The sequence below is a fragment of the Rhizobium sp. BK212 genome (genome assembly GCF_014197475.1).
GTDB classification, from domain to species: domain Bacteria; phylum Pseudomonadota; class Alphaproteobacteria; order Rhizobiales; family Rhizobiaceae; genus Rhizobium; species Rhizobium anhuiense.
This window is the reverse complement of record NZ_JACIFS010000020.1, coordinates 1-11,956: the sequence shown is the minus strand read 5'-3', so window position 1 is coordinate 11,956 and position 11,956 is coordinate 1. Positions and strand designations below refer to the sequence as shown.

The 11,956-nt window shown below is 53.5% G+C and carries 9 protein-coding genes; all 9 read right to left on the bottom strand.

Going from position 1 to position 11,956, the window contains the following annotated elements; genetic code table 11:
- Positions 1-273: 273 nt before the first annotated feature.
- Positions 274-1,146: an alpha/beta hydrolase gene (locus FHT79_RS31820; protein ID WP_183904728.1), complete on the bottom strand. Its 873-nt coding sequence runs from the start codon at positions 1,144-1,146 to the stop codon at positions 274-276.
- A complete protein-coding gene (locus FHT79_RS31815; RefSeq protein WP_183904727.1) occupies positions 1,143-2,888 on the bottom strand; it encodes a caspase family protein in 1,746 nt (581 codons plus the stop codon). The genes FHT79_RS31820 and FHT79_RS31815 overlap by 4 nt, the downstream gene beginning before the upstream one ends.
- A gap of 196 nt (positions 2,889-3,084) precedes the next feature.
- Positions 3,085-3,900, bottom strand: a complete 816-nt coding sequence (locus FHT79_RS31810) for a hypothetical protein (RefSeq protein WP_183904726.1) — start codon at positions 3,898-3,900, stop codon at positions 3,085-3,087.
- Positions 3,901-4,173: 273 nt separating this feature from the next.
- The gene (locus FHT79_RS31805; RefSeq protein WP_183904725.1) at positions 4,174-5,490 is read right to left on the bottom strand and encodes a hypothetical protein; all 1,317 of its coding nucleotides are present in this window, start codon (positions 5,488-5,490) and stop codon (positions 4,174-4,176) included.
- A gap of 443 nt (positions 5,491-5,933) precedes the next feature.
- Positions 5,934-7,814 carry a caspase family protein gene (locus tag FHT79_RS31800; protein ID WP_183904724.1) on the bottom strand — a complete coding sequence of 627 codons (1,881 nt, stop codon included), beginning with the start codon at positions 7,812-7,814 and terminating at the stop codon, positions 5,934-5,936.
- Complete coding sequence (locus tag FHT79_RS31795; RefSeq protein WP_183904723.1) at positions 7,811-8,557, bottom strand: hypothetical protein; 747 nt, start codon at positions 8,555-8,557, stop codon at positions 7,811-7,813. Before FHT79_RS31795 ends, FHT79_RS31800 begins: the two co-directional genes overlap by 4 nt.
- A 790-nt stretch (positions 8,558-9,347) precedes the next feature.
- Entirely contained in the window at positions 9,348-9,980 is a 633-nt protein-coding gene (locus tag FHT79_RS31790) for a hypothetical protein (protein WP_183904722.1), read from the bottom strand.
- 219 nt (positions 9,981-10,199) lie between these two features.
- Positions 10,200-10,904: a hypothetical protein gene (locus tag FHT79_RS31785; protein WP_183904721.1), complete on the bottom strand. Its 705-nt coding sequence runs from the start codon at positions 10,902-10,904 to the stop codon at positions 10,200-10,202.
- 63 nt (positions 10,905-10,967) lie between these two features.
- Positions 10,968-11,956: glycoside hydrolase family 75 protein (locus tag FHT79_RS31780; protein ID WP_210304883.1), on the bottom strand; the 989-nt coding region annotated here is incomplete at its 5' end.

Below are 11,956 nucleotides of genomic sequence, written 5' to 3'. Positions count from 1 at the left end.
TCGGATGCTTGGTCATAGGACTACTCCTAGTGTTTGCACTAGGACTTCCGATGTTCGCATCAACCTCGCAAGACGGCCCTCACCGTGGGCTTACCGATTATTGGAGCGGGCCACGCCATCTGGACGCAGCCCCTGCATTCGACGCCCGTTGAAGCGTCGGCCGACAAGGCTCATCGGATCTTCGTCCGATCATAGGTTTGAAACCTCGCATGGCAATTGAGATGCACCAATTGCAACGATGCTTATTAGGGCTACAGCTGTCGCATCCGCCCATTACTTCGATTGTTGCTGTAGGCCCGCATGAATTGCACTCGCTACTTCGGAGTCGTCCAGATAACCGATGATGCCATGGCGGTTTTCCGTCCAATTGTCGACCTTTCCATCGTTGGTGATAGCGGGGTCGACGTCGAAGTTGGCGGCATCAAGGGGATAAAGCGACACGACATCCCTTGGGTCGTAAGCATTATACCATCCCAGCTTCCCGGCCACGTTCGAGAGTGGCGAAAGCGATGCCCGGAGCGCACGAATACCCAGAGGAGATCCGACGGTGACGAAGAGTGGCACCTTTGTGGATCGAGCTCGCAAGACGTTATAGGCGACGACACTCCCCAAAGAATGTCCGACGACTACGGCCGTATCGTTTGTCAGCTCACCCGCAATGATCGCATCGATCTGCGTTTGGACGACTTTTCGCCGCGAGTATAGAAAGACATCGCGAAGGAACACTTCGATCGTGCCCTCGGACACGGCGACGACATTCTTATCAAGGAGGCGGATGATCGCCTGGACCCAGGCCCAATTCTGGACACCCTTCTCGGTTGGAAGTTCGCCCGCCTCGGCTCTCACCTCGTCGTCGGTGATATTGGCGCGCCGGCGCATTTCGTCGGCGACTTCGGCGCGAAACTGCGCATAGTCATCAAAGACTGGACTCCCTTTAGGCACGACAGCCGGATCCGCCGGAAGCTCGAAGTCGGCAACGAACTTGTCCAGGCTATCCCCGTAATACGGAAACGAAACGTCGACATGTGTGGGGAGGCTCAACCCAGCACGATCAAGACCTTTCTTTAGAGCATCAAACCAAACCTCCTTCAGCGTTTCGGGATTCTTTCCCCCTTGGCTTCGCCCATGCACGAACAAAAGTCTCATCCCAACTCCCCGTTTTTGATCGCTTCGAGAATCTCAGCAGCGGATTCCGGCTTGAATGTTGTCCACAGCGTCGCCTCCAGGTCGTCTTGCGCCCGGTCGAGAACACTTGGAAATTTCACATCCCTTGATCGAAGCAAATTCCATCCCTGCGTCAACATCGGGCAGAATGGAACGATCGTTCGATCTCCGGCGGCTTTCTCCCTTGGTCTTCGAGCAAGCAGATCCACGTCGTAAAGTACGACCTCTAAATCTGAGGTCATGTAGTCCCTCACCGAGATGATTGCATCGCGCAGATCCGCCTGGGAGTATGCGTAGGAAGCATAAAGCCCGAGGGAGGGGTCGATGCCCTTTTCGACCCGAGCCTTTTTCGCGAAAGCGACAGCCTCCTCGTTGTCTGTCAGGCGGAAGACGCCACTTCTGGCCGCCGCGGTACTGACGGCCCGCAGCTTCTCTATCTCTTCGCGGCGTTCGAGATATGACCCCCAGCGAGAACTGTTATCCGACGGAACGTAGTTGACGCTTACAACCGCGTTGTCTTTCACGGTCACATGCGCGATGTAGCCGAACAGAGCTGCAAGTACGGTCGCACGGCCGTTGTCAAAACGAATCCCGACACTGCACGCTCGGCCGGTCAACTGGACGCGAATTACGCCAGGTCCGTCAGAACTGCCCCGGGCTAGGACTTCCGCGACCGCGCCATTCGTCGCTGCTACGTCAGCCACAGCGGCTCCTAGAACTGCAAAGCCGGTCTCGGTTTCAAAGTGACGGACGTCCGCGGCCAAGGCCGCGTCATCAACCTTCTTGTCGAAGCCTGACTTTTTGGCCAGCTGTGTGACAAGCGTGTGCTTTCTTTTTGACAAGTTCAGCTGATTTCCGAGCCGTGTTGACACAGCAACTGCTGCGACCTCACGAAGCGTCACAAAATGATTTTGAGCAGAACTGACCTGCGGCAGTGCGCCAGCCGCGGGAGGCTTCACTCTCGCGATATAGACGCCGTCGTCTGACAGCACCTCAGCATCTACATCTTGAGTGTAGGTCGGGTTAATCGCCGCCAAGACTTCCGAAACTCGCCGTTGCAGGGCCGGGCCTAGCTTTCGGTTGGTGACCACAAATTCTGATGTACCGCTTACCTCGACCTTATCCACAGTATCTGGATCCGGCGCGCTGAAGGCCTCGAGCAAACAATGGGTAAACACACTCGACCGCCCTCCATTCGTACCCAGCTTCGTTTCCAGAGCGGCCTGCCCGACCGCGGCTGCCATGAATTTGTCCACCTTGCTGCGCGAGCTGGAAAAGCTTTCATTTGGGAACACGACACTCCCGCGAACGCGCATCGCGGTCTTTGTTTGAGGAGGTGACCGGCATGCATCTGAAATCAGGACGACATTCGGGATCCCACAATCCTTAGCGAACTCAGCGGTCTCCATCCAGCTAACGGCTTCATCGGCATCATGTGGCGCGTTGGAAAGCAACCAGAGCTCACTCTCGTTCTTCCAGTAGCCATGACCGGAGAAGAAAATCAGGAGTTGGCTGTAGATCCGGGCAGCGACGAATTTCTTTACTGCGTCCTTCACGAGGGCGGCAGTGACAGCACCATTGTTTGCATCCGTCAGTTCAATGGTATCAAACCCCTCGTTGCTAAGCCATTTCGCAACAGCTGCCGCGCCGGTGGCGCACCCCTCAAGGGCCGGAAGGTCGCCCGTCCGGTCCACGCCTATGACAACAGCCGCCTTTTTGATCAAAGCTCCCCCTCGGTCGAACGGATATGTCGCCGCACCCAATGAATTTGCCTGCAATATAGAGCTGATTTCTACACAAAATTGTTCTGGAATAAAGTAACTACCTCTTTGGCAAACACACTTTTCGGCCCACTAGAAGCGCGTTCCTCGACCTAGCGGTAACAGTCGAGCTGATGGACGAGGTTGAGCGGTGATCGGCTTACGATAGCGCTTTGCCGACGATGTCGTCCAACATGTCCCTTATGTAGACGCTCGGGTAGACTGCAAAGCGATCGCCCCGCGCGTTTGTGACTATCCCTTCGAAGCGTAGAAATCGCTCTGCATTCGCGGACCGGGTTATCGAAAAAACTGGAGAACCACTCAGTCCATCAGGTTCTATACTGAGACGCGTGGACCGCTCGTGCTTGACAAAAATATTGCGGTGCTCTGTGTCTAGCGGTTGCGATTTCGCGCCTTGCAGGTCCTGCCTGATCCAGCGAGCGGTAAAGCTGGAGAGAGCGGAATAGTCATTCGGATCCAGCGCCGTAAGAGTGGAATGTGTTGGGTATCCTACAAGGAAAGCGTAGTCAGGTTCGCCAGCGTCGTCAGACCATAGAACCTTCGTTAACTCCAAATGGCTGCCTCGATGATTCGGATCCACGTCGCCATAATCGAAGAATACCAAGTCTCTTAGAGCTTGATCTTGGTCGTGTTCGACAGATGGTATGTGTAGATTTTTTGGTGGAATTGCGAGCGTCCTGCCACTGACCTCCGCCAATACTACGAATTTCTCGGCTTGCGGCGCACCTGTGAGCGTATCTGTCTGATGGCCTGTGGCCAGACCAAAATGCCACCCACGATACTTGCCGAGAAACGAAGTTCCGAAGAATTCTAACTCCCATTTCTCCTCTCCGGTGGAAAACAGGGCGGGACGCACAAAACGCTGCAGCGAGTCAGGAGCCTGTTTAAAGGGCACGAAAGTGCCATTTATCTCGACGCTCAATTTCGCTTCGGCTATTTTCCACGTGGGTATCATAAGCGATCCTTCTTAGGTCGTTTGGAGAAAGCCGCCGGCACCTGCCATGAGAGGGTGGCGGTCCATCCTGGGGGATGCTCGCGATCGTTGATCATTCGTAATGTCCTTTCTCATCCGGCGATTACCCTGGTTGCTCGTATGTCCGTCTTGTCGAATGAAGCGCTGTTGGCGTGCATTGAAGAGGCCTCTGGTCTCGCCGCTAAGATAACCTCCCCATAGAAATGTCATCTGTGCTGCTCCAGCAGCAACACGTCGACGTTCACCGCTTAACGATCAAACTTTCTGCATATTACGTCTGCTGCGGTCGATAAGATTTGGTGTTCGTATCTGCTTCTTGAAAGCAGAGTACAGAGGATCAGGGAGATCCTCGGTGGCCCGCCAGACGAGTTTAGCGATGCCAAAATTTGTTGCATCGAACTCTATTTCACGTCGCATCGGCGCGGTCATGTCGGCGACTAGGTCAACCAATGTCCAGCTTTCCCCTTGCTGAATAATATCTTGCGCCGCAGGCACAAAGCGACTGTAGTCAGGGCAACCAGCCTCGTCGCAATCAATCGCGAGCTCTCTCAGTTTCCTGGCGCGGGCCTGGTCCCTCGAAGCCGCCGACGTCTGAAATTCTTCAGTAAACATTGTATCGACCAGATTTCGGAACAGCGTTGAGAGTGCTTCGGCAATAGACGTAAGACGATGAGAAGCCTCATCGCCGACGTAACGACGAAAGGTTTCTCTCAAGTTGGCGAGGCGTTCCCTCGCCGGCGGGTGAGTTTTGGACGAGAGCTTGTCGGACGTTTCGAACTCCTCATAGCGCTCCCATTCACGATGCAAGAGGAAGGCAAACTCCCAACCTGCGTAGGCCATCGCGAGATGGTGCACATGGCGTCGTTGATCTCGCTTGCCAAGCGCCAATATCAGCGCGAGCCGATCGGCAACGAGTTCTTCGCGCCAACTTGAAGAAACCCCCTCCAATCCCATGCTGAGCCAAGCGAGGAGATCAGGCGCGTCTTTCGCAAGCCACGCGGTCAAACCGTGCGCAATTTCGTGGCAGACGAGAAAGATCTCAGCCTCGAATGCAATAAAGCTTCCGAACAGAGCTTGCCTGTGGTCGATCTCGTAGTCTTGGTGGATAGTGGAGGTGCCAATGGCGGAGTACCAAAAGAACGCGCGGTGCATGCGTTCAACGGCTTCCGCGATCGGGGGGTTATCGTCAGCGGCAGGCGGCGTCGTTCCGTCGTCCAGAAAAGCATAGGTGCGAGACGCCAGAATACGGGAGATCCTGTAGATGAATGGTGGCAATCCTAAGCTAACGCGGATTTTAAACGGGCGCTCTGTGCAGTCGATCTCCGCAAAGCGCCCACCGTTAGGTACGATTTCTAGAGAAAATCGTCTTTCGACGGAGAACCCTAGGCAGCCCTTGGCTCGAAGAACGGCTTCTTTCCAGGCGGATTTGACCATCTGGCGCTCGAACTTCTGAGGATTGATCGGCACAGGGCTGCTCTTCACACTTTCCAGCCGAGCCGCCAACAACACACCAGGATCGGCGCTGCGCAGCTGTCCGCGTCGTTTCCGTCGTGCAGGCGATGCGCGCGTCACTTGGTGTTTGCCTGGTTCATGTTTTGCGATACGGCGAAAAGTATAAATTCGATGCGGCCCATGCGAATCCCCTCGCAACATTGATCAATCTGCCCGAGGATTTATAGTAATGATTATTGAACTAATGGTGACCGCCGCAGTCTTTGCCTAGGTCAATCATCGTCGTTGCGACGGAATGAAAAACCTATTCTAAGCCTGCGCCTTCCGACGTGACGTTCGAGCCACAGCTAGAGGCACCGCAAACGGAATGTGGATTGCGAAGGTGGCTGGGCCGGATCCGCTGCCTGTCACGCCATGAAAATCTACGGATCGAAGGTTCAAATCCCTTCAAGGCGTGCAGAGTTGCGCCCTATACGCCCATTGTTCCCGGCCCTGGCTCAATTTTCAGACGAGTAGACCAGTTTCAGAATGGGCCAATGGACATGTCCGCACGGTTGCGGACGTTATTTGCATGCGTCCTTGGCTGCCGGCGCACTTTTGCAGAGAGCAACTTTTGCTTCCGAAAGGTTGTTAACTAGCTCCTTTCCTTTAGCCGGCGGAATCTTTTGAGCAGTTTTGAGAGCCGTGGCGAACTCCGTAGCGGATTGTGCTGCGTCCGTCGCCGAGATATCTAGGGATTGTCCAGCAAGGGCGACTCCTAGGCCCAGTTGATACCGATACGACTTCTTTGAAAGCTGCTGTGAAAGAATGGCGATCAGGTGTCCCCGTGTGCTTTGCTCTTCATTAAGTAGCGCCTTTTGAAGGTCAAGACGTGCTTTGTGCCGAGTTGGCGTGTCATCGGTTAACAGTAGACTGGTCAGATCTCGGTACCGATCAATTGTTTTTTGATCTAACTCTGTCGTATTGTCATTTTGGTCAGGCGGCGCAACAGCTAAATCTGAATACGCCTGATAGTCTTCAATCTTGGTTTGCAGGGCTGCGGAAGCATCTACGACCTGTCTGGCCGCGGGATCGTTATCACTGTTAGCGACCGACAAGATCGCGCCGATTTGTTTGACGCGAGTTTTTGGATCGTCCCCAAGTACGGCCGCATCTTTGGCAAACAAAGACGACCACTGGTCAGGATCACCGGGCAGGTCCTTAATATTCCCTGCCGACATGGTAGTGTTCAGCTGGCTTAATTGAACATCGTTAAGTGAAGACTTATATGTGAGGAGGGTATCGGCGAACACCTTCGTGTCCTTTTTTAAGCCGACAGAGGCGACGTCGAACGTTGAGGTCTCAACCCGTTTCCAAGCGTTCGTCACATCGTCATTTTGGACGAGGGATTGCAGTGCCGAATCGTCGCGAAAGAACACCATACTTCCCTCCTGATAATATAGGTCATCCGGAAGATAGCGAAACACCGGAAAAGCAACTTTTGCCGAACCCAATTTCTGCGAAATCCTTGGCGGCGTTTCTTGTGCAAGATAGTGGCCGATCTCTCCGAATGTTGTCCATCTTGCGAAGTCAGTGAATTCGGTATTGCGGCCTAGTAGAATGTCGGAGAGGAGATCTGTCATTACGGAAGACGTAGGCGCCACGTCGGTACCGGTCCCGGCGGTCAGGAAAATACGGGCGGGCTTGCGCGCTTGCGCTAGGGCAAAAAATGGCAAATCGATGCCCTGCCGCTCACTCGGCTTGTAAATCCAGTTTCCTTCCGCATCCATCGGGAACACTTGGTTTTGGGCCTGCGCCTTCATAGAGTACGGATTAGCAAACTGGGCATCAGATGGGTTGCCTTCATACCCGAAGAATGCACCAGAAAAGCAGGAATCGAATATAAACAATACATGGCGCGGATCCGGCATTTCTGCCCAGCTTGCAAACATCGAAAGCGGAATCGCACGCTGTGCCACCTCGTTTTCCTCCGCCTTCCGCGGATCTTTCGCGTCTACGGGGACAAAGTACCCGACTTTGTATCTGATCATTTTCCGGGTATAGCCGTGACCTGAAAGATAAATGATAAGTCTCGAATCCGATTTCGTTCCGTATCTGCGCATAAAGGCGTCAACGACGTTAATCAAGTCTGCAGATTTTAAGTCGAAATGCACCTCTACTTTGAATCGCTGATGCTCAAGCCCCCTCGTAAGTTTCTTAATTTCGGGTGGGATCAAAGTCAGACTGTCCCATCCTTCGGTATAATTGACCTCGCCAACGACAAGAGCATGGCTTTCGGAATAGTAGGTTTGTGGTTCACCATTATTGTCGACAATGCTTATCGCCGTTGCAGAATCATCGATCGCCGTTTCATAATACGGCTTAGGCAAGCCATCCTGCCCCGCTGCAGCACGGGCCGCAGCGAGGGTTAGTACACAGACCAGCGTACCAATAGGCCACGTCATTTCATCGGCCTCCGGAGTGCCACGAGCCGCTTGGGACCGGAATAGAGCCTGAATTGTTGGCGCGAGAGCCGATCATGTTGGTTGCCGCCAACACACCAAGCCACCGTCTTATCGTTGTCCACCCACCCGTCGAAAAAGGCGACGTGCCCGTGGGCGTTGTCGCCCACGTCCCTGAACACGATAAGATCGCCTGTTTGTTCTGGTCCAATGCCGACTTTTGCGGGATGATTTTGATCCCCGAGCACCACCGGGAACTGGTTGAAGTCACGGTACGAGGAGGAGGCCGCGCTTCCTGAACTCGAATAGCCGCAGCGGCGGAGCGCCCAACCCATGAACGCTGCACACCAAGGGGTTACATCGCCTTCGGGTTTTGTGCTGGTCGACGCGAAGAACGCTACAATCAGAGGGTTAGCGGGTGACATGTTATTCTCACTCGGCCATTCCCACACCCCTCCATACGTTGGATCGTCCATCATTAGTTTCGCGAGGTCGATCGGTGTCTTGTCCTTCGGCAAAGCGGAAAGGTACTTCGCCGCATCGATTACATGCTGATCGGTCGGTGCAAGAATTCTTGGCCCCTTCCCGGGTTCGCTTTCCACCGAGATCCACTCAGCATTGCTTGCGATCCAGCCTTTCATATTGGCAACTAGTTCGTCCTGTTCATTCGCTTGGACGCGCCCCGGCTGGGCGATTGCCATTGCGATGAGAGAGGCCGCGCCAATGTTGAATTGTCTTCTAAGCATTTAATCCCCCTATTAAATTGAGCCTTAATCGGGACGAGCCCGATGCGGTCAGACACTGATGGCTCTCGATGGAGCCACCCAAAATGCAACCATGGTTTTTGAGGACGGGGCGTTTGGCTTCCGCCGAGGCGTCTCGTTCAACTGGGCAGTATATGCTTACTCCGGCATGCGGTTATTTTACTAGTAAGACCCTCTCACTGGCGCCATCCAAGCCGTACGGAGCCCGATCGTGCGGTTTCGAGATCATCTTGGCCAAACGCACTATCATCACGTTCGGTAGCTTCAGGGAAACCGATTCGATTTAGCGCTCGATCCCGCGAGCCAAATCATATTCTCCGGCGAGGAATGCTTTGGTATTGCGCTCAACTTAAACTTGAGTACGCTTCGTGCCAATTAGCAAATTGTGGCTAACTGAGTATCTACTTTGGATTACAACTCCAAATTCGTCTCGGGACGTCAATTCAATCTTGCCGGCCTCTCGTTTGCTTGGCTTCCACCATCGGCGGCTATCGAACGCGTGGGATTGATCCGAGGTCGATTCGATCGGATCTCTGTTCTCATTAGATCGCTCTTCAGCGCGGTCGCCGTTGCGTTCCGCATCGTTTATCGTTTACCCGCTCACCCGCATTAGAACTCACTCGTTTATTCTGAAACAGCAGATGGCAGACAGAGTTCGCTACGCACGGGCGAGTCCAGGTCACGCAGTAACTATTCTCCCATCGAATGCGACTCATGGAGCTCGTCATCCAGTCGAGCGTGATGGAACCGGGTCGCGTGCGCATCAACCGCTTCATCGCGGAAAAGCCGCATTGATCGCATCCCGCCGTCTCTTTCGATGTTCATTATTTCCAACGTAGGCGGACAAAACCTTTTCCGGCCGCCAGCCGTGGCCCGCGGCAATTTTTCTGAACGTGTGGCTGCCGAGAGAATTTGCAATTCCTGTCGCTATCGCAAGATCTCTGTTACTTCGCCAACCGTGCTCTAAGCTCAGTTCAACCGTCGGCTTCATCTCGTTGATCCAGGCCCGCTTCTGCAGATCATGCGAACCGGGGCTATTGACAAAGCGAATCATGCCTTCGCGCCACCATTTTTGGGAATAGCATCCCCATCCAGTGTCATTGCCTCTGCGCGTCCCAGGCCTGCAATTGCTGGAGTAGTTATCCACCATGTCGTCTTCGGACCGGCCGAAATATTCTTGCGTATCCATCAACCGGTAGAGCCCTGCGAGCCCACCACGGGCGAAATTGGCGATACCGACGGTGCCGCCGTCCAACGGCAAGACCTGCGTGTATGTTTTTGATTTGCCATTTCGGGCCAAGACTTTCCAGAGAATATCTTCCGGCAGGCTCGATCTTTCAAATTCCGCGAAGCTGCTGATTTCGTTTTCCGCTGCTATGGTTGGACTGGAAGCATGCGTTAGCATCCCGGCCGCAATCACTCCTGTGAATAAGTGCCTGAAGAGCAATCTGCAGTACCGGCCTCCCATTCGGTTCTCCTCTTAATGCGCCGTTAAGCTACGCATGCAAATGCCGCTGTTGCTACAAAGTGACTTAGTACGCTGGTGACTGGCCGCGCTGCTGCTGGCAGAAACCCGTGTCGATGAAAGCCTGGCCCATATTGACCATCTCGTCGCAGCTCGTTGCTATCGGCGGGCAGCCTCACTACGAAGAATTGGAGTAAAGACGGCGACGACACCTTTACCTGAAAAGTCCGCCTTTGTTTCGTTCTTTATTGAGGCCTTTATGCCCGGTTCGATTGTTTTGAGCTTAGCCGATAGATCCGCATTTAGCCCACTGTCGGATTTTCGAGAGAATTGGATATCGCCAGTTTTTATCGCGGTGATCTGATATTGTCCCCAATTCTGACCTGCGATGTTCCCTCGCCAACTCGTGCAATCACCTCGGAAGGCTCGATCTTTAAAAATTCTTTGAGCATCTTCGAAAGAGATGTCAGTCTGCACGACGTTGACGAGCTTGTACTCGTAATATCTGGATAACTGGGCAGACAGACCTACATTTATCAAGGCTTGTTTGGCGACATTCAGAGACCCGTCCGCATCCAATTTGCCGAGCAGGTCGATGTCGCTGACTTTCGCCGATGACGAGCTGACGTTATATCGTGCTAGGTTCACATCACATAGTCGTTCCAAATTCGCAGGACGGCGCAGGTCGTTTGTTGGCGTCTCTCTTACATAGTAGAGCGACCCAACCTCAATGCCTGCCCTCGGCGGTCGCAGTTCTCTTCCACCAATTTGCTGGATAGGCGGTTCCGATGGGGGTCCTCCGGGGCATCCACTTAGAAACGTTGTTCCAGCTAAAACGAACAAACATTTAAATCGAGTATCCATCTGCCCTCCGATCCAATTAGCCCTGATCAGTTTGAAACGAGTTACTCTATCGATATCGGAATTCTAATGATCGCCGTGCTTCTTGAGTGTAGTCCTGCAACGGCGGAGTCTTTCCAATCCGCCCCAATTTTGGAATACTTGCTCTCCGATCTCGTCGACGTCTTCCTGCGTGAAAGAGGGGCCTTTCAACCGCTTTATGTCAATGTTGGGAAAGATCAAATAACTGACCTCATCAAGCGCCAGTTCCTTGACCTGCTGGTAGGTTTCATTTCCACTAAGTTCGACGGCATTTATCTCAGCGGCCATGGCAACCGAAACTTCGCCAATAGATGTGGCTGGACCTCGATCGCCATTGACACCAAACGCTGTTCGATCATCTTTTCCAACAACGACAACGAGATCAAAACCATCCGTCAAAACACCTTCAGACTCCCAATGGGTACCTTGTGGCAAGACGTTTGCGTTGATGGCGACGCTATCGAGATACCGTGCTGGATCGCACTTGTCGCCTACTCTGAGCGTGTACGCGGTCTGCGAAACGAAATAGCCCTTGTACTTACCTTCGGTTACGATGCACGGCATCTTTCTCTTCTGGGCTAGGTCGTATTTCCAAGGGATCATTCCGTCGGTCATGACCCATCGCGTCCCTGCTGACGCACTATAGCGGGCGTCCCGAGCCTCCTCGAATACAGATACGTACTTATCGAAGCAATCGCCTGATTTAGGCTTGCATCCAATCCATTTGCCGCCGTAACTACTGTAAATACCCGAGATTGCATTGACGATATTGTTGAGCGCCTTTGTCTTCCCTCGGGGATCGTCGGGGTGATACGATCGAGGGCCGCCGTCGGTATTAACGTCCATGTCGGCACGATAGAAGATTGAAGGTATTCCGGTTGTTGCTTTGTAAATACTGGCTACCGGTGCCTGACTCTCGCTCCGGAATTCCCATCCCAATGAACCGCACCGGGTTTGCCGGAGGCTCCAACTTCTGAGAAAGTGGAGCCGATATGAGCAAGACAACAAACAAATTTTCACCTGAAGTCCGCGCC

Excerpts from the sequence above, each read along its gene's own strand:
- FHT79_RS31820 (WP_183904728.1), bottom strand. The coding sequence starts at position 1,146 with ATGAGACTTTTGTTCGTGCATGGGCGAAGCCAAGGGGGAAAGAATCCC.
- FHT79_RS31810 (WP_183904726.1), bottom strand. The coding sequence starts at position 3,900 with ATGATACCCACGTGGAAAATAGCCGAAGCGAAATTGAGCGTCGAGATA.
- FHT79_RS31800 (WP_183904724.1), bottom strand. The coding sequence starts at position 7,814 with ATGACGTGGCCTATTGGTACGCTGGTCTGTGTACTAACCCTCGCTGCG.
- FHT79_RS31795 (WP_183904723.1), bottom strand. The coding sequence starts at position 8,557 with ATGCTTAGAAGACAATTCAACATTGGCGCGGCCTCTCTCATCGCAATG.
- FHT79_RS31790 (WP_183904722.1), bottom strand. The coding sequence starts at position 9,980 with ATGCTAACGCATGCTTCCAGTCCAACCATAGCAGCGGAAAACGAAATC.
- FHT79_RS31785 (WP_183904721.1), bottom strand. The coding sequence starts at position 10,904 with ATGGATACTCGATTTAAATGTTTGTTCGTTTTAGCTGGAACAACGTTT.